Origin of the sequence: Ruoffia sp. FAM 26254 (assembly GCF_045528545.1) — a bacterium.
In the GTDB taxonomy this organism is placed as follows: domain Bacteria; phylum Bacillota; class Bacilli; order Lactobacillales; family Aerococcaceae; genus Ruoffia; species Ruoffia halotolerans.
This window is the reverse complement of record NZ_JBGQQY010000042.1, coordinates 1-18,487: the sequence shown is the minus strand read 5'-3', so window position 1 is coordinate 18,487 and position 18,487 is coordinate 1. Positions and strand designations below refer to the sequence as shown.

The following is an 18,487-nucleotide window of genomic DNA, read 5'->3' as shown; positions in this document are numbered from 1 at the left end:
GTTCATCCGTGGTAAGATGGGTGTAGGTCATTTGTGGTCACTCCTTTGTATTCTTTGGTCGGAATTACAAGTTGAGTGTACCACAAATGGCTGTTTTAGTTGTCTAGCTTAATTTTACAATCGGCGAGATATAATAGATTACATAACAATACACTTTATTAACAAATAAAAAAAGGAGAAAGCGATGTTAACACCCATCATTTTACTTATTGTCTTTACTCTGTTAAATGGTTTTTTCTCTGGTTCAGAGATGGCATTTATAACTGCAAATAAAGACAAATTAGAGAAAGAAGCCGAATCTGGGAGCAAAAAGGCTCAACTCGCATTAAAGCTATATTACAATCAAGATCGCGTTTTAGCGGTTGTCCAAGTGGCGATTACTTTAATCGGAACGTTAAACTCATCTTTTGCAACGAGTGGGTTATCACAATTCATTTCACCTTATCTAGGTGCACAAGGTGCGGCGATCGTTATTTCGCTCATCGTAACTGTATTAACTTTAATTTTCGGGGAATTATTACCTAAATCAATTGGGCAAGCCATTCCTGAAAAATATTCAAAGGCATCGGCACGTATTTTAAATCTGATTTACACGATTTTTAAACCGGTCGTTTGGTTTTTAACTGTCACGTTAAACTTCTTTCAATCGCTTCTTCCGATTGACTTTTCCAATGAAGATGAGAAATTAACTTTCTCAAATATCCGTGAAATTGTGATTCGAGGTGGTGAAGAAGGAGCGCTTGAATCGGATGAAGTTGGCATGATGCAAGGTGTTCTGAAACTGAACCGGAAAAATGTTCGTGAGGTGATGGTGCCTCGTAATCAAGCATTGATGATTGATATTAATAAAGAACGCGAAGTGAATCACGAAATCATCGTCAATTCGACATTTTCAAGACTGCCTGTTTATCAAGATGACAAAGATAATATTTTAGGTGTAGTTTTAGTGAAGGACTACTTGCGTGCGAGTGTCCTGGTCGGCGATTACACCCAAGTCGATTTAAAAGATTTAGCTCATGATCCTTTAAATGTTCCTGAAACTTTACTATTAGATGATTTATTCTCGCAAATTCAACAAACGAGCAATCATATTGCGGTTGTAAAAGACGAATACGGTCAAACCGTTGGACTCGTTACTTTAGAAGATATTATCGAGGAAATTGTTGGAGAGATTTATGATGAATATGATACGGTCGAAGAAGATGCTCTAGTGCAAAAACTAGACGAATCATCATGGCTAGTCAACGGTATTATGAATATCAATGACTTCAATGAATACTTTGGTACCATTGTGACAAGTAACGAAGTGGACACAATTGGTGGCTACTTCACATATAAATCCGAAATTATTCCAAGCGAAGATAAGATTGGCACATGCCTTGAAATTGAAATGCTGATGCTTGAATTAATGCAAGTCAATGAAGCAACTGCAACTCAATTAAAAGTTACTCGCATTAAAGAATAGCATAAATAAAGGCTCAAGAATGGTGATGAATTTATCACGGTTCTTGAGCCTTTTTAAATTATTTAGTTGTTGTCGCTAAATCCCAATAAGTGACTTTTCCGGTTCCATTTCCAGTTATTTGTATCTTATCTTGGTTCGCATCGGGATAGACGCGTGAAGTAAAGACGGCTTCACCATCATTGACAAAGATTTCTAATGAGGACGTATCAGAGAAAATGTGTAATTGCGATAGTGATTCAAGTGGAAGCGTGCGCTTACGACGACCGTAGCCACTTTCTCCATGTCTTAATGTTAGTTCCCCGGCTTGATAAGTTACCGAAGTATCTTGTCGCAGTTGTAGTTCAAAATCTTTCGGTCGTTCATCAAAATCAATCAATAGTTCGTAGACTTCACCTCTTAGTGTGTCAGCAGACAATTCAGTCAGTGAATACGACTGTTCTTGGCCACGCAGAGTTTGATATTCCACTAAGGGGCGTTGTTTTAACATGCCGTCTTCAAAGTTTAACTCACGCGGTAAAGCCATCGCATGTTGCCACCCTCTCGCAATCGTTGGGTTATTGTATTCCGGCTGAGTATCGCCAATGCCCATCCAAACCCACATAATGCGGCGACCTTGGTCGTCTTCAAACGTTTGAGGTGCATAGAAATCAAATCCATGGTCCAACTCTCTAAAATCTTCTTCCACTTGGAACTTTAACTCATCCCAGTTCACTTGCCCGGTTAAGTAAGTGGCCGCATGTGGGTTATGATAGTTGTATGTTGTTGGTAGGATTCCTTGTGGTGAAAAAACTAAGATATCTTTACCTGACACATTAAAGTAATCCGGACATTCCCACATGTACCCTTGCTCTTCATCCCCTTCTAGAAATATACCTTCATATTCCCAGTCATATAAATTAGGTGAGCTATAAATCAAGATGCTTCCCATATTAGTACGACGTCTCGCACCTAAAATCAAGTAATATTTTCCATTTAATTCAAATACTTTTGGATCGCGAATATGATCCGTAAAACCTTCTGGGTACGCTGAGTGCGGAATGATCATTTCTCTTGATTCAATTGTAAAACCATCAGGTGAAACTACATGGACAGTATTTTGTTCGCGTCCACTAAATGTATAATCATGGTCACCCTCATTTTTAACGTTACCTGTATAGAAGAAATGAATCTTATCGTCTAATACAATGGCACTGCCTGAATATACACCATCTTGGTCAAACGCTTGATCAGGTGACATAAAGATCTCTTCATCTTTAAATTGCACCATATCTGTCGACGTTTTGTGTCCCCAATGAGTTGCGCCACCTTTAGGGTCTTGGGGAACATATTGATGGTATAAATGATAGACGCCGTCAAATTGCACCGCCCCGTTTGGGTCATTCAACCAGCCTGTTTCAGGCATTTGGTGATAACTGAGTCGCCATGGATCTGCCTCTACACTTGGCTTTAGTTTTGCTTGAGCTGCTTGAATTTGTTTCCAGTTAATATATGCTTTTTTACTCATCCATTCGTCTCCTTTACCTCGATTTTAAACTTCTTCACGAATCGCTTTTCCTTGTAAACGAACTAAGATGAAACCTACTAGGAATGCTGCTAAGCTCACGATAATGTATTGTGTTAAAGCTGTTAAGCTACTTGTATAAAGTAATAATCCAGGAATAAAAGTAATTCCCATACCTGTTGCTGCTAAGTCGAAGAGGTAAATTAAAAATCCTCCAACCGCACCTGCAACAATCCCTGAACCAAATATACGCAGTGATCTCATGTTAACACCGAATAATAGGGGTTCTGTAATTCCAAATAAAGTAGGCACCGCTGAACTGATCATGTTTGTACGTTTCACTTGGTCCTTCATTAAAAAGGCTGCTCCAATTGCAGCACCAAATTGTCCTGCCATACTCACTGTAGTTAAAGGCTGAATCACATTCAATCCCGTATCACTCAGCAACGTTATTTCGATTAAACCAATTGAATGGTGTAAACCAGTAATAACAATTAATTGTTGAAGTGCTCCAAAGACTATGTAGCCAATACCTAACGGCGCATTGATTAAAGTGACGATACCATCAATGACAAAGCTTTCAATTACTTGAATGATTGGACCTAACAGAAATAATATAACACCAATTGTAATCGTAATCGTTAAGAACGGCGTAACAATCAGATCCATCACTTTAGGCACCCATGTACGTAACCATTTGTCCAATTTACTAATCATCCAACCCGCAAGAATCGCTGGGAAAATCGAACCTTGATAGCCATAAATATCAATCCCAAAAATATTCATCGGACTCGCACTGCCGCCTCGAACGTCATAGGCATTCGGTAATTGTGGTGCTACCATCATCAACCCAACAACAATACCCAACAACGGATTCCCACCAAATTTACGCGTTGCACTGTAGGCAATTAACACTGGTAAGAATGCAAAAGCCGTATCTGTTAGCATCGCAAAGAGTCCTGCAACATCTTCAGTCATCTCTAGACCAAGTTCAACTAGTAAACCACGCAGACCCATTAATAGCCCTGTCGTTACTAGCGCTGGAATTAAAGGCACTAAAATATCTGCTAAAATTCGAACAACTTTTTGAACAGGATTTAAGTTTGCATAAATATCATCTTTCATCGACCCATCATCATCTGAACTTGTTTTTCCTAAATATTCATCTAATTCTTTAGTGACTTCATTGACTTTTCCTGTACCAAAAATAAACTGATGTTGCCCTGTTGAGAAGAAATAACCTTTACTCTCTTCAATATTATCTGCTTTCTCTTTATCTAACTTACTATCGTCTTTAAGCACAACACGCAAGCGCGTAGCACAGTGCTCATAGTTTTTTATATTCTCTTTACCACCAATGACATCCAACAACTGTTCAATTGATTTATCATATTTCCCCATGTTTATCCCTCCAGATAATTACAAAACTTGAAAACGGAACCGGTTCCATTAAATAGTAAAGCAAACGCTTGCAAATTGCAAGCATTTTTTGTTATTTTATTTTTTTAGTGGATTGTTTTACATTTAATTGATTGGGCATCGTCTCCAGTAAGCTAACTGGATCCTCTTTCATCATTTGTTCGATCCGATTCAACGCTTTAATCCCTAAGCCATAAAATGGGTAATCGATGGTCGTAATACTTGGAAATGTATAATCAGATTCGCTATATCCCCCAAAACCGGATAAAGAAAAATCATCTGGAACAGATAGATTTAATTCGTTGGCTGCATTCAATATTCCGATCGCTATATGATCCGTTGCAGCCGCGATATAAGTTGCCTCAGTCGTTGGTAAATAGTCTAAAGCTTGTTGATAAGCTTCTTTTCTTGAGAAACTCGTCTCATGGAATGCTGCTTCAAAATCTGCTTCTTTTACTGTATCCATAAACCCATTTCGTCTCAAAACCCCCACCGCATTGTCCTCTTCTGTGACGCCGACGTATAATATTTTTGTATGCCCTAATTCCAAGGCATGTTCAGCAATCAATCTGCCAGCTTCATAATCTTGATGGACAAGACTTGGAACACCCTCAATTTTTTGGCCTAAAATGAGGGTGGGAATGCTTAATTGAGTTACTTGTTTCTTTAAGTCCTCATCCATCTTACTCGCGATGAGAATGATGCCGCCGACTTTTTGTCTTTTTAATAAAGAGATATTCTCTTTCTCACGTTCAATACTCAAGTTGGAATTGGTTAACATTAACTGGTAGCCTTTTTCATGCGCAACGTCATCGATCCCTTTTAACACTTGATTTGTCGATGGGGAATCGAATCTTGGCAGAACCACACCAATCATATTTGAGTGCTGGGCTTTTAAACTTTGGGCAAATTGATTCGGCACATAACCTGTTTCTTCGATGATGGCTTGGATTTTTTCACGTGTCTTATCACTCACAGATCCATTATTTAAATACCGGGATACCGTGCTTTTTGCCACACCCGCACGCTTCGCAATGTCATTTAATGTCGTCAATTCCTTCACCTCTTTATCTATTTAACATTATATTACCATATCGGACCAATGAACTCATTGTCCAAATTCAAATCCTAAGATTCCTTTAAAATAATTCGCCACAGTTCGGTTATAACTATCAAATTAGGTGAAATTTTAGTATATTAGAGATACTTAATTAATCATTGGAGGTCATTACTATCAAATTCGAACATAAAATGCGTGGAAATGTGTCATTTGGTGTTAACCCAATTGGGTGTAAACAAGAAGTGAATAATCAAATTGACTTTGTTAAAGAACAAGGTGCTTATGAAGGCCCTAAAAAAGTCTTAATCATTGGTGCGTCTTCAAGTTACGGCTTAGCGACACGTATTAGTCTCGCTTTCGGTGCGAATGCGGATACGATTGGTGTATCATTTGAAAAAGGTCCTAAATCAGAAAAAAACTTAGGGACAGCAGGTTGGTATAACAATATCTACTTTAAACAAGCTGCAGAAGCCGAAGGCTTAATCGCGAAAAACTTCGTCCAAGATGCTTTCAGTCACGAAACGAAGCAAGATGTTATTAAATACATCAAAGAAGAATTTGGTGGTAAAGTTGATCTGGTTGTATACAGTCTTGCGTCAAGTGTCCGCACAGATCCTGATACCGGCGAACGCTTTAATTCAGTGATTAAATCGATTGACCAAACAGTTGTCGGACCGAATGTAAATATTCAAAAACAAGAGTTCTTTGAGCACGTCTTAGAACCTGCGACAGAAGAAGAAATTGCCGATACAGTCAAAGTGATGGGGGGCGAAGATTGGCAATTATGGATGGAAGCTTTAAAAGAAGCAGGTGTCCTAGAAGAAGATGTTTTAACAGTAAATTACTCATACTTAGGTTCTGATCTAAACCGTCCTTACTATGGTGACGGAACGTTAGGTCAAGCGAAAGCAGACTGTGAAGTCAAAGCAGATAATATTAATGAATTATTAACTGATATTAATGGAAAAGCGACGATTGTGGTTGCGACGGCTGTAACAACCAAAGCCAGTTCAGTGATACCATTCTTCCCAGTGTATTGCATGGGGCTTTATCGCATCATGGCTGATAACGGAACGCATGAAACGCCAATTATGCACCAAGACCGTATTTACCGTGATATGTTATATGGTAATAATGCAGAGTATGATGACAAAGGACGCCTACGTCCAGATAGTTGGGAGTTAGATCCAGAAGTTCAAAAAGAAGCTGAAACATTAATTCACACGATTAATGAAGATAATTTCACTTCGGACAAAACTGGTTATAGTATCTTTATGAAAGAATATTTAAACTTAGCTGGCTTTGACGTTGACGGTTATAACGAAGCCGAAGGCGAAGAAACAACTCTAGATGATTTACTTGCTTTAGAATTCTAAAAATTCAAACAAAAAACAGTTCGCCTGTCCAACGCGAACTGTTTTTTGCTGTCTGAGGCCTTTCATTTGGCTTTTATTCACTATATACTTAAGATTAATTAAAGGATGATATTAATTCATTATAATATTATATTTAAGAAAGGATGAGGAGAATGAAAGCTGCCATTATTGTGGATAGTACTGCAGGCTTAACTGAAGAAACAGCGACGCTCTCGAATATTTACCAAATATATCTTAGTACCATATTTGAAGATGGGACTGTGTATATTGACTCGCCCGATGAGTCTTTAACGAAAGATTTTTACGATAGAATGGACACTGAGAAAAACCTGCCCAAAACTTCTCAACCCGATACGAAACAAATTTATGATTTATTTGAGCAACTCGTTCAAGATGGTTATGACACGGTCTTTGGTGTTTTACTCTCTGAGAAAATAAGTGGAACCTTTCAATCAATTCAAACGACTTCCAGAGAATTCAGCGATCAATTAGACATTCATTTAATTGACGCACAGTTGACTTCTTTTGTGATGGAGGCGATGGTACTTAATTTAGTTGAACTCATTCAACGTCAATTTGAACCAAATGACATTGTTACTCGTATCAAGCATTTGCTTGAACAATCAGCCTTTTACTTCACTCCAGCAAAACTGGATAACTTAGTGAAAGGTGGTCGCGTTAGCTCATTAAGTGGGTTTCTTGGCAATGCCCTCAATATTAAGCCCATCATTACAATGGGTGCAGAACACGATGGGCAAGTATATGTTCCGGAAAAAATCCGGACGAAGAAAAAGGCTCATGACCGCTTGTTTGAGATTGCGGATACACACATTCAACAATATCCAAAACACGCATATGTCGCGGTTGGCCATACTGGGGCTGAAGAAGATGCCCAAGTCATGCGCGACCGCATTCAATCCGCTTACCCTGATTTACCCATTCGAATTGGCTTTATTACGCCCGTTCTAGGAACTCATGGCGGGAGTGGTGCCATTTCAATCAACGTGGCCCCATTATTAAATCCTTCCGCATACTCCAATTAAATACGCGCATTTGCTAGCCATTCAGCAATCAATTTGACCGTCAGGTCAGGTTGATCTGCATAGAGATTGTGGCTAGCTTTTTGTATAACTTTATAATCGACATAAGAGTTTTGTCTCTCTTCCAGTCTTTGCATTTTAATCGGTAACTCCTCTTCGGAATCACTTAATAGCAATAAGGTCGGAGTTTTGTAATCCGGTCGGATAATCGTTAATTTCATCGCATCATTTAATTTCATTAGTTCCAACAAGCCTTCTTCAGATAACTCGTCGCCACCTATTTGACTTAGTACTTCTTTAGTTTCTTCCATAGATTCAGCCAGCGTTTTACCAACATCTTCATTCGTCAAGATTCCCCCATCCAACATAATCACTCGTTCAATTTGTGTTAGGCGGGTAGATAAGTAAGCAGCGATTTCGGCCCCGATAGAATGCCCCATCAAGATGATCTCTTCATCTGGAAAATACCCTTCAAAATAAGCTAGCAACTCTTCAAAATCATCAATCGTGACATCTTTCGCACCGAACTGTCCCGGTAAATCTAGATAAGTAAATTCATAGCCTTTTTCTTCCAATGACTCTCGTAACTCCAATGAATCTTCTCGACCGCCTCCGAAACCATTTATAAAAAATATTTTCTGGCTCATCTTTATGACCTCTTTTCTATAATGACTCTTCACCAGGTAGGTTGCGTTAGTATAACACATCGCCTTTAAAAAACATCCTTAAAGACTTTTACTTAATTTAACACTGAGCGAATGGCTTGAGTCCATTGTTCCATGCGTTCTTTTTCACGGCCGTTATTCAAACCACTTGTAGATAAGGCGCTGACAACGTCATAGGATTGAAAGACTGGTTGCTTAATAATTTCTTTATAGGCTGTTTTCCCATTCGCAATAATGAGTTTGATTGGTATACCCTTTAACACGATTTCAAAATCATTTAAGGTCGGATTCTTTATCTTATGATCTAAACTTCCCTCTCTTTTCGCCGTCGCATACACATCCCAAAGACCGATGCCGTGGGCTTGTAAGGTATCTAAGCGTTCTTGGTAATCAACTGGGTCTGGAACTTCTAAGGCGTTAAATACTACCCGCCAAAAGGCATTCCCGGGGTTACCGTAGTATTGCTGCTTTCGCAAAGACGGCACACCCGGATGGCTACCCAAAATGAGGATGCGTGTTCCTTGATTGACGACCGGTCCAAAACTATGTGTCTCTTCCATATCTCATTCTCCTATTCAACATTTTTAATGCAAAAAGCTCCTTCTAAAGAAGCCAAAGCTTGTACTTCAGAAAGAGCAACTAATTACTTATTAACTTAGTCTTTGATTGGTTTGTATTCGACTTCTAAACCTTTCTTCACAGCTGGACGCTCTGCAATGCGGCGAGCCCATTCTAATACCTTTGGATATGATTGGATGTCTAAGAATTCTGCTGAACCTTCGTATAAATCCCCTAGAGCAAGACGGCCATACCACGACCAGTTTACGATATCCGCAATTGTATATTCGTCTCCTGCAATATATGGACGTTTCCCTAAAGTCTTATTTAATAAGTCTAATTGACGCTTTGTTTCCATTGTGAAGCGATCAATCGGGTATTTCATTGGTTCTGGTGCATAGGCAAAGAAGTGTCCAAATCCTCCGCCAACATAAGGTCCTGCACCAATTTGCCAGAATAGCCAGTTCATCGTCTCAGTGCGACCATGAATATCTGTTGGAATTAATTTATTAAATTTCTCTGCTAAGTAAAGTAAAATCGAACCTGATTCAAAGATTTCTAATCGTGGCTCTTGGCTTTGATCAACCAAGGCTGGAATCTTAGAGTTTGGATTGATTTCGACGAAATCTGAACCAAATTGGTCACCGTCGCCGATATTTATTAAATACACATCATAACCAACATCCACACCTAATTCTTTTAACTCTTCAAACATAATGGTTGCTTTAATTCCATTTGGTGTTCCTAGTGAATAGAGTTGGAATGGCGCTTCTCCTACAGGCAATGTTTGTTCGAACCGACTCCCAGCAGTTGGGCGATTACCCCCTAAATCTGAATTTTCGTCTTCCCATTTCCACACTTTTGGTAATTCATATGCCGTCATCGTAACACTCCTTATAAAGTTTATTCGTAGCTTTATCATACTACTTTTACTGAGCTTTTCCCAAGTATTCGCTTAGAAACTATTCCCGCTAATTTTATATGTAATTTCACTAAGGTCTCTACCTAACTGTGCTATAATAGTCTTAAGCAATAATAATAAGGAGAGATTACAATTTATATATTAATCATTTCACTTGTGCTTATCTTGGCCTTGATTGCTATGCGCATTTCAAGTGATTTAAAGATACCACAATTACTTCTGTTCATGCTCTTAGGTGTTTCCTTTAATTTTTTTGGCGCAGATTTTACGAATTATAATTTTTCCAATCAAGTATCTTCCATAGCTCTGATGTTCATTATTTTCTATGGAGGATTTGGTACAAAATGGAAGATGTCAAAGCCAGTTGCAAAAGAAGCTATTACTTTAAGTTTCCTCGGAACGGTTCTAACCGCATTGATCACCGGACTCTTCGTTTATTTAGTCTTTGATTTTTCTTTACTTGAGGCTATGTTACTCGGTTCCATTATTGGTTCGACCGATTATGCCAGTGTATCGGACGTTCTCGTCTCTCGACGCTTAAAATTAAGATACAATACAGACTCATTACTAGAGTTAGAATCAGGATCGAATGACCCGACGGCTTATACGATGGTCGTACTATTCTCGACACTTCTTCAAGGAAAAAACGTCAATGTTCCTGTCTTAATTATCTTACAAGTTGGGATTGGTTTATTACTCGGCTTTGCTTTAGGGTGGGTATTCATCCGTATTCTCGACTACTTAAATACTCGAGAAAATATGGAAGTCATTCTGTTAGCTGCCGCTGCTTTATTCACTTATGAATTTACAAACCAAATTGGTGGTAACGGCTACTTAGCGGTTTATATCTTTGGTATTTATATTGGTAATAAAGAATTCGTTGGTAAGCGTGAAGTTGTCTTCTTCTTTGATAGCTTTACAAACTTAGCGCAAATTGGACTATTCTTCTTACTTGGTCTTTTATCTGATCCAAGTTCGATTATTGCTATGTTGCCGATTGCCTTAGTGATTATGTTATTTATGACATTTATTGCGCGTCCTGCCTCGGTTTATGGTTTAATGGCGCCCTTTAAGTTGAATAAAAACCAACTGCCTGTTATTGCCTTTGCCGGACTACGAGGAGCTGCGGCAATTGCGTTCGCCATTAGTGTGGTCAATTCTGACACACCATTCTTGAACGACCTCTATCATATTGTCTTTGATATTTGTCTGTTATCATCTCTCATTCAAGGAGGTTATTTACCAACCTTATCTAAGAAAATGGATATGGTTGATCCTGAAGATGCGTCTTTACGTAACTTCAACTCGTTACAAGATAAGAGTGACGTCGGCTTTTTAGCTACTAAGATAAAAGCAGACAGTGACTTAGTGAATACTTATATTCGAGATATCACACTGGCTTTTGATTTTATTATCGCAAAAGTCCTTCGTCACGGCGAAACGATTGTCCCGAACGGCGATGTGCAACTTAAAGTTGGCGATGTGATTGTCTTAGCTGGACGTTCTTACTTCGATGTGGTCGGAACGGACTTACTAGAATTTCGAATCAACAGCCACCACAATTGGGTTAATAAACAGATTAAAAATATTCGCTTAGAACGTGACTCCTTGATCGTCCTAGTCTTAAGAGGCGATAATGAGTTGATTGTTCCAAATGGGGATACAACTATTCTTGATCAGGATACCGTCTTAGTTTTAGAAGCATCTAATGCGAAGTAAATAGAAAAATAGCGAGGCACATATGCCTCGCTATTTTTTGTAGACGTTAACTTGAGTCAAACCAATCTTGCATTTAGATCAAGACCCTTTGACGTCATTAAACTACTCCTTCAAGTTTGTTATTCACTTACAATATACCATTCACTCCATCCTAAACTAAACATTATAATTTCAATATTATATTGATAACTTACTTTGTTTTATAATTAATAAATTATCGTCTCAAGTAGATATTATGGAAGTGAGAATGAAGTTAAATATCGCGTTTACAAATCGCGTTTATTTGATTCAATCATAATAAATTCTGGTAAATAATTCGGCGTACACCCTTTCGAAACTTTCTCATCTTTGTACAGGCCTGTATCTTCACCAATTATAACGCAACGTTTACGGTACTGTTCCTCATAAACCCCAATCCAGCCTGCTGTAAAGTTCATAGCCCACTGAACTTCTGGTTGCTCTTGACTAATTTTAGCTTCAATTGCAGTTACCAAGTCTGATGTATTATTTGGTGGTGTTTTCCCAGTCCATCTTAATCGCCCTTGATGATACCAGTAAGTCCGCCTTTGAAGTGCGTATGGACTATCCTCCCACGACTCCATGAGTGTCGTTAATTTCTTATTCTTTGTGAGCTGATTAGCTAACAACCAATCCATTAGATTGTTACTTTCATCATATGTATGAATTTGCATATCATCAACAAGTTCATCTAATACTTCTTCTGAAAGTAGTTTTTTGTCAATAATTAAAATTGATAAAAGCCTTGGTAAAAACTTACCACTCGACCAAAGTTCCATCGCCAGTTCATGATCAACTTTTATTTCTTTTACAATTTTTCGTAAGTCACCTAATTTTGTATTATCATCAATCTGTCGAAATATTGTTTCCGCTTTTTCAGAGGTCTGTATTACTTTGTTTTGATTCATCGAAATACTCCTTTAATTAAATCCGTGAGCTTTTAAATAATTATAGCTTTCTTCTAAACAATCGAAAGGATCTCCTTGGGATGTTTCTTATTCAGCAAAAGTATATTGGATCCCTGTTTCTTTAGTTGCCTGCCTCCTTGATGAATAGATTGCATCCAATATACAGAAAAAGAGCACATCTACAGAATAGTAAAACTATTCCATAAATATACTCTCACAATCAACGACCAAATAAAGAAAGCTTTGCTACCTGATCAGTTGACATAGTTTATCGCTCTTTTTTACTTACTCTCCCCAGAATCGGTAAGCAATGGCTTGACCTTGCTTGATTTTATCCCATTGCTGTTCCTGAGATAATTCATTCCCTCCATCACATGACGCGAAGCCACATTGATGAGATAAGTACAGATTATCTTTTGAAACATACTGAGTAGCTTTTTCTAATTGTTCATACACTGCAGCTTCATCATCTAATTTTGCCGACTTACTTGATAAGAATCCTAAGACTACTTCTGTGTCAGGCTTGTTTTTAAAGACGCTTAACGCACTTAAGTCTCCGGCACGCTCATCATCCCACTCTAAGTAGAAACGGTCATAGTTTTGTTTTTCTAAGAATAAATGCGCGATTTTCTCGTAACTTCCACCACCCATATTACGTGAATCATAGTTACCACGGCAATTATGCGTATAGACTTTTAGACCCAGTGAATGAGCATAGGCAATGACATCATTATTCAAATCAATGAATTCTTGGGCTAAGCCTGAGATTGATGAGTGATCAAAGTCAGTACCACTAAAAGGACTATGTGGGTTATCTTCAGCAAATAACTCCCATAAGCAGTCATCAAATTGGATAATCGTTCCACCTGCTTCAGCGAATTCTTTTAAGAAATCTTTGTAAGCTTGACTTAAATCCTTTTTGAATTCTTCTGCCGTCTGATAAACTTTCCCTCCGATTTCCTCTGACAAGCTAAGTTCTCCAAAAATATGTGACGGAGATGGAATACATTGCTTTAACGTTGCACCTTGGGGTGATACTTCTTTTAAGCGATTAAAGTGGTCGATGAATGTATGATTATGACCATGTAAAGGCGATTCAATTGTGATGCCGATATCCTTACGAGTTTCATAACTGCTCTCTTGATCCAGATCACGGAAGAAGTACCCATTATCCGCAATGTAGCGTTTAATACCATTTAAACCCCACACAAAATCAAGGTGCCACATAGATTTTGAATATTCGCCATCAGTCACTTCAGGTAAGCCATGTTCAATTTGTTGGCCAACAACTGCTTCCACGGCTTGATCTTCTTCTCTCTTATAGCCGTCAAAATCATTGTAAAATGGATACGCAATATCATCACGCTGTTCGATTTTCGTCTTATAATCTAATAATGACTCAGGACGTAATAATGATCCTACGGTCAAGAATCGGTTGGTTGAGTTAGCTGTTTTTGTCATTCATATTACCCCTTTTTAATTTGTTTCTAATAGTATAGAATACATGATGAGCTATTAGTAATATCTATTTTAGTTTGCTTAGCATAGTATTTAACTATGACCAAATAAAAAAAGGGGTGTTTCAATGAATCTAAAGCAAATAGATTATTTCTTGAAGGTTGTGGAGACGGCTTCAATTACTAAAGCAGCTGATGAATTATATCTTTCCCAACCGTCCTTATCACATGCGATTAAAGAGTTGGAAAAGGAAATGAATATCACGCTGTTCCACCGTAGTTCCAAAGGTGTGACTCTTACGAGTGAAGGCGAAGAATTCCTATTATATGCAAGGCAAATTAGCGAGCAAATTAATTTGATGAACCGCCGTTATAAAGACGATGAAGCACCGCAACAAATTTTTAGCGTGGCAGGGCAGCATTTTGCTTTTGTAGTTGATGCATTCGTCCGTCTGCTGAAACAATACGAAGACCATGACTATCAAGCGACATTGAAAGAACTTCGAACCTATGAAGTCATTGAAGACGTAGCTAATTTGAAAAGTGAAATTGGTATTATCTATCGCAGTCATTATAACCGTCAAGTCATCAACGCTGAACTAGAAAAAAACACATTCATTTCACACCACTTATCTCTGTTAAACCACATGTATTTATTTATAAAGATCATCCCTTAGCCGATTATGAAAAGATAGCTCTCTCTGATTTAGATACTTATCCAAAATTAAGTTACGATCAAGGGCACCACAATTCCTTTTATTTTTGGGAGGAAGTATTGGCCGACTTTGCTTCACGTAAAACAATTACAGTGAGTGACCGAGCAACTTTGTTTAATCTAGCTATTGGCCTAAATGGCTACACGATTAGCTCAGGTATTATCAATGCTGATTTGAACGGGAGCGATATTATTGCAAGGCCACTCGTCTCTTCCGAAACGATTGAAATCGGCTATATTACTAATAACATGCACACATTAAAACCAATCGCTCACATATTTCTTGAGATCTTGACGGAACGACTAGAAGTGTCTGTTGGGAGTAACTGATAATTTTTACTTTATTCATCGATAGACCATAAAACATAGACACACCTTAATTTACTTCACTTTTTTGTATTTATGTATTTAAATAGCATCATCAACTATAAAATCAATCGCAATGCTGTTAATACAGTTACGATAATAATAAATCGGCGGTACCATACATCATTGATACGCTTAATGAGCCAAATTCCGACTAAAGCACCGACAACAATGAATGGAATTGAAAACACCGTAAACTTGACTGTATCGCTGTTAATCGTACCCCAAAGAAAAATATGAAATGGCAATTTAATCAGATTAACTAGAAAAAAGAACCAAGCCACTGTACCAATCATTGATTCCTTCTTAAGCTGTTGAGTTAAAATATACACATTAAAGATGGGACCCGCTGCATTTCCAATCATTGAAGAAAAGCCACTCAAAGTACCGACAGCACCTTTGATAAGGGGATTGTCTGGCAAAACTATTGCTTCTTGTTGATATTCTCGAACGATTAAAAGAATAATACAGAGGATAACAATGATGCCGATAAGGAATTTGAATTGTGCATCATTGATCCAGTTCCCAACAATGGCACCCACAACTACACCCACGATACTGGCTGGAATTAATTTAAGTACATCCGCTATGTTTCCTTTCTTACCATACTTAAAGATTGCTATAAGATCGCCTACAATCACCATTGGCAACATAATACCTGACGAATTTTTACCCCCAAAAATTAATGCCATCATGGCGACAGCTGGTATTATTGCCCCTTGAATTCCAACCTTTGAGAAACCAACGATGAGCGCACTTGTAGCTAGCATTATTATTTCGAATACATCCAGTTCAAACATTCGTCCCCTCATCCGTGTTAAGCTCATTATAGAATATATAGTAAGCGTCTTCCAAACTTAGTTATTCAGTAGGTTGAATCAAATGCCTATATATCCTTTTCATGTTAGAATGAAAGTAAGAAACTATTGGAGGATGATATTATTATGAACCAAGAACTCGTTGAGATTTGCCTACGTGTTAGAGATATTGACGCTACTTTAGATTTTTATACGAATCTATTTAACTTTGAAGTGGCTAGTCGCAGAGAATTCCCTGAGAATAAGTTTGATTTAATCTACTTAAATTCTCCTGGATCATCTGTACAAATTGAACTGACTTATAATTATGATGCAGAACCATATAATATTGGGGACGGCTTCAGTCATTTAGGTGTGACTGTCAGCGACTTAGAAAAAATGCATGAAGTATGTAAAGCATCTACTTATGAAACTGGTGACTTAAGAGGTCTTACAGGTGGCACGCCAACTTACTTCTTCGTAACAGATCCAGATGGATATCGTATTGAAGTAAAACGAGCTAAATAAGTAATAATTAAAAAAATGTAAGTGTATTGGTTATTTTCCAACACACTTACATTTTTTCTTTAATTAACTAAACTTTTAGCTTTATCTCGACCAGACTCAGCTCGGTAAGCTTTATAATGTTCTGGGTCTTTTTTATAGAAATCTTGGTGATATGTTTCTGCTTCATAAAACACCTCTGCAGGAGTGATTTCTGTAACGATTGGTCTATCATAGGCTCCGCTTTGTTCTAAGGCTTCTTTAGACGCTTCTGCCTTTAATTTTTGTTCTTCTGTTAAGTAGAAGATACCAGGTCGATAGGATGAACCACGGTCAATAAACTGTCCCCCAGCATCTGTTGGATCACTAATATTCCAATAAATATCTAAGATTTTCTCATAAGAAATGATACTTGGATCAAATTCAATTTGAACTGCTTCAGTGTGTCCCGTTTCTCCACTTTTAACTGCTTCATATGTTGGATTCACAACATGCCCGCCTGTATAACCTGAAGTTACTGAATGAACGCCATCCCATTGATCGAATGGTTGAATCATACACCAGAAGCATCCACCTGCTAAAATTGCTGTTTCGTGTTGTTTTGTCACATTAATCCCCTTCTCTTCTATATATTCTAGTTCTTAGTTTTCTACTTCTGGTAAGGGCACATCGAACATTGGATATGTCTCACCGTTATATACTTCATGTATTTTCTCTTCAACATCATCTGTTTGGTAAATTTCTGCTATTTTTAAGTATAATGGGTTATCTTTATTCTCTTCTAAAGTTGTAATGGTATTGATGTACATTGGATTAACTTTATCCACATCTTCTGCATCATTGAAGATAGCGTCATTAATGGATAATCCTGCATCATTGGCAAAATTTGTATTAATTAAAGCTGCATCCACATCTGGTAAAGATAGTGCCGCAAAGTTTGGTTCAACAAGCACCATTTCTAAATTCTTAGGGTTCGCGGTAATATCTTCCTCATCCGCGTAAATTCCAACTTCATCATCAACTTCAATTAATCCAGCAATCTCTAAAGCTAAAAGTGCCCGTCCTAACGTTGAGGGATCGTTTGGTAAAGCAATGCTTCCGCCTTCTGGAATATCGTCTGGAGAGGTATGTTTCTCAGAATATAGACCTAAGGGCATTAAGATTGTATTGGCAATCGCATAGACCGTGCCGGCATTATCTTCGTTCCAAGATTTAATAAACGGATGCCCTTGGAAACCACTCATATCAAGCGAGCCATTTTGCAGTGCGACGTTTGGTTGATTGTAATCATTAAACAGAACCAGTTCTAAAGTAATTCCTTCCTCTTCCAAAGCTTTCTCTGCTACATATTCCCATAGTTCAAGTCCTGTATCACTTACAACACCGACGATGACCGTTTCACCTTCAAACTCTTTTGTTTCCTCAGCTGAAGCAGCTGGTAAAAGCCATTGGCCACTCACTAATAAGATACTTAATACGATACCAAATACACGTTTGATATGTTTCATTATATTCTCTCCCATAAGCTATTATTCTTCCAGACCTTGCAACTTTTTTGAATAAAAAAAGTCCCTTTTGTCAGAGATATCTCTAACAAAAGGGACGAAGAGTCGTGTTACCACCCAAATTTCTATTATCTTCACAAATAATAGCTCAATCAGTATCAATAAATACTGCACACTGTATCGGGTGTTCCCGTCTAAGAAGCGTTAACCTCTTAAACTGCTCCAAGCTCATCTTCACTCACGCTTAAACTGCCCTTTTTCACCGAACCAGGCTCTCTGTACTTGTTAAGTCGTTTCGCTACTCTTCTCTTCATCACAGTCGCTTATTAATCTATTGTTTTATATATTATGCGTCTTCATTAAAATTGTCAGGGAGTGTCAATAATTATGTGTAAATGAAGTACTCCTTCTATAAAATCGATTTATTAATTTGTTAATCTTTCAAACATTTTTTCTAGCTCTGCTTCAGCTTGTTGGAAGCCGCGGTGAATC

General features: G+C 37.9%; 16 protein-coding genes and 1 pseudogene. 6 read left to right on the top strand and 11 right to left on the bottom strand.

The genetic code is table 11. From position 1 onward, the window contains the following. Positions 1 to 184 precede the first annotated feature (184 nt). Entirely contained in the window at positions 185 to 1,465 is a 1,281-nt protein-coding gene (locus ACEN3Z_RS09315; RefSeq protein ID WP_407090628.1) for a hemolysin family protein, read from the top strand. Positions 1,466 to 1,523: 58 nt separating this feature from the next. Here the strand turns inward: ACEN3Z_RS09315 and ACEN3Z_RS09310 are convergent, their stop codons facing one another. From ACEN3Z_RS09310 to ACEN3Z_RS09300, 3 genes are all read right to left on the bottom strand, one after another. Next, positions 1,524 to 2,969 (bottom strand): glycoside hydrolase family 32 protein, encoded by a 1,446-nt coding sequence (locus ACEN3Z_RS09310; protein ID WP_407090627.1) that lies wholly within the window; start codon positions 2,967 to 2,969, stop codon positions 1,524 to 1,526. Positions 2,970 to 2,993: 24 nt separating this feature from the next. Continuing rightward, positions 2,994 to 4,367 (bottom strand): PTS transporter subunit EIIC, encoded by a 1,374-nt coding sequence (locus ACEN3Z_RS09305; protein ID WP_407090626.1) that lies wholly within the window; start codon positions 4,365 to 4,367, stop codon positions 2,994 to 2,996. 91 nt (positions 4,368 to 4,458) lie between these two features. Then, complete coding sequence (locus tag ACEN3Z_RS09300) at positions 4,459 to 5,439, bottom strand: LacI family DNA-binding transcriptional regulator (protein ID WP_407090625.1); 981 nt, start codon at positions 5,437 to 5,439, stop codon at positions 4,459 to 4,461. A 197-nt stretch (positions 5,440 to 5,636) separates the two neighbouring features. On the opposite strand from ACEN3Z_RS09300, the gene fabV reads away from it, so the two are divergent. Together fabV and ACEN3Z_RS09290 are read left to right on the top strand one after the other, a co-directional pair. Beyond that, entirely contained in the window at positions 5,637 to 6,821 is a 1,185-nt protein-coding gene (gene fabV, locus ACEN3Z_RS09295; protein ID WP_231606925.1) for an enoyl-ACP reductase FabV, read from the top strand. Between the two features lie 152 nt (positions 6,822 to 6,973). Beyond that, positions 6,974 to 7,864 (top strand): DegV family protein, encoded by an 891-nt coding sequence (locus ACEN3Z_RS09290; protein ID WP_407090624.1) that lies wholly within the window; start codon positions 6,974 to 6,976, stop codon positions 7,862 to 7,864. Here ACEN3Z_RS09290 and ACEN3Z_RS09285 read toward each other — a convergent pair. The 3 genes from ACEN3Z_RS09285 to yghU all read right to left on the bottom strand — a co-directional run bounded on the left by ACEN3Z_RS09285 (position 7,861) and on the right by yghU (position 9,967). Continuing rightward, positions 7,861 to 8,508 (bottom strand): alpha/beta fold hydrolase, encoded by a 648-nt coding sequence (locus ACEN3Z_RS09285; RefSeq protein WP_407090623.1) that lies wholly within the window; start codon positions 8,506 to 8,508, stop codon positions 7,861 to 7,863. The two genes, ACEN3Z_RS09290 and ACEN3Z_RS09285, sit on opposite strands and share 4 nt — an antisense overlap. Before the next feature lie 92 nt (positions 8,509 to 8,600). Next, on the bottom strand, positions 8,601 to 9,086 hold the full coding sequence (locus ACEN3Z_RS09280) for a DNA-deoxyinosine glycosylase (RefSeq protein WP_407090622.1): 486 nt from the start codon (positions 9,084 to 9,086) through the stop codon (positions 8,601 to 8,603). 95 nt (positions 9,087 to 9,181) lie between these two features. Then, positions 9,182 to 9,967 carry a glutathione-dependent disulfide-bond oxidoreductase gene (gene yghU / locus ACEN3Z_RS09275; RefSeq protein WP_407090621.1) on the bottom strand — a complete coding sequence of 262 codons (786 nt, stop codon included), beginning with the start codon at positions 9,965 to 9,967 and terminating at the stop codon, positions 9,182 to 9,184. A gap of 165 nt (positions 9,968 to 10,132) precedes the next feature. Between yghU and ACEN3Z_RS09270 the strand changes: the two genes are divergently transcribed. Next, positions 10,133 to 11,725 (top strand): potassium/proton antiporter, encoded by a 1,593-nt coding sequence (locus ACEN3Z_RS09270; RefSeq protein WP_407090629.1) that lies wholly within the window; start codon positions 10,133 to 10,135, stop codon positions 11,723 to 11,725. A 266-nt stretch (positions 11,726 to 11,991) separates the two neighbouring features. Here ACEN3Z_RS09270 and ACEN3Z_RS09265 read toward each other — a convergent pair whose 3' ends face one another. Both ACEN3Z_RS09265 and ACEN3Z_RS09260 read right to left on the bottom strand, forming a co-directional pair. Next, the gene (locus ACEN3Z_RS09265; RefSeq protein WP_407090620.1) at positions 11,992 to 12,651 is read right to left on the bottom strand and encodes a DNA alkylation repair protein; all 660 of its coding nucleotides are present in this window, start codon (positions 12,649 to 12,651) and stop codon (positions 11,992 to 11,994) included. A gap of 285 nt (positions 12,652 to 12,936) precedes the next feature. Beyond that, on the bottom strand, positions 12,937 to 14,112 hold the full coding sequence (locus tag ACEN3Z_RS09260) for a 5-methyltetrahydropteroyltriglutamate--homocysteine methyltransferase (protein ID WP_407090619.1): 1,176 nt from the start codon (positions 14,110 to 14,112) through the stop codon (positions 12,937 to 12,939). Positions 14,113 to 14,236: 124 nt separating this feature from the next. Here ACEN3Z_RS09260 and ACEN3Z_RS09255 point away from each other — a divergent pair. Then, positions 14,237 to 15,153 (top strand): annotated as a pseudogene (locus ACEN3Z_RS09255) (LysR family transcriptional regulator). A 95-nt stretch (positions 15,154 to 15,248) separates the two neighbouring features. Here ACEN3Z_RS09255 and ACEN3Z_RS09250 read toward each other — a convergent pair. Continuing rightward, positions 15,249 to 15,989 carry a sulfite exporter TauE/SafE family protein gene (locus ACEN3Z_RS09250; RefSeq protein WP_407090618.1) on the bottom strand — a complete coding sequence of 247 codons (741 nt, stop codon included), beginning with the start codon at positions 15,987 to 15,989 and terminating at the stop codon, positions 15,249 to 15,251. A gap of 144 nt (positions 15,990 to 16,133) precedes the next feature. Here ACEN3Z_RS09250 and ACEN3Z_RS09245 point away from each other — a divergent pair, with 144 nt between their 5' ends. Further along, the gene (locus ACEN3Z_RS09245; RefSeq protein WP_407090617.1) at positions 16,134 to 16,514 is read left to right on the top strand and encodes a VOC family protein; all 381 of its coding nucleotides are present in this window, start codon (positions 16,134 to 16,136) and stop codon (positions 16,512 to 16,514) included. 59 nt (positions 16,515 to 16,573) lie between these two features. On the opposite strand, the gene msrA is transcribed toward ACEN3Z_RS09245, so the two are convergent. Both msrA and ACEN3Z_RS09235 read right to left on the bottom strand, forming a co-directional pair. Further along, positions 16,574 to 17,098 carry a peptide-methionine (S)-S-oxide reductase MsrA gene (gene msrA, locus ACEN3Z_RS09240; protein WP_407090616.1) on the bottom strand — a complete coding sequence of 175 codons (525 nt, stop codon included), beginning with the start codon at positions 17,096 to 17,098 and terminating at the stop codon, positions 16,574 to 16,576. A gap of 33 nt (positions 17,099 to 17,131) precedes the next feature. After that, on the bottom strand, positions 17,132 to 17,998 hold the full coding sequence (locus ACEN3Z_RS09235) for a MetQ/NlpA family ABC transporter substrate-binding protein (RefSeq protein WP_407090615.1): 867 nt from the start codon (positions 17,996 to 17,998) through the stop codon (positions 17,132 to 17,134). Positions 17,999 to 18,487 lie beyond the last annotated feature (489 nt).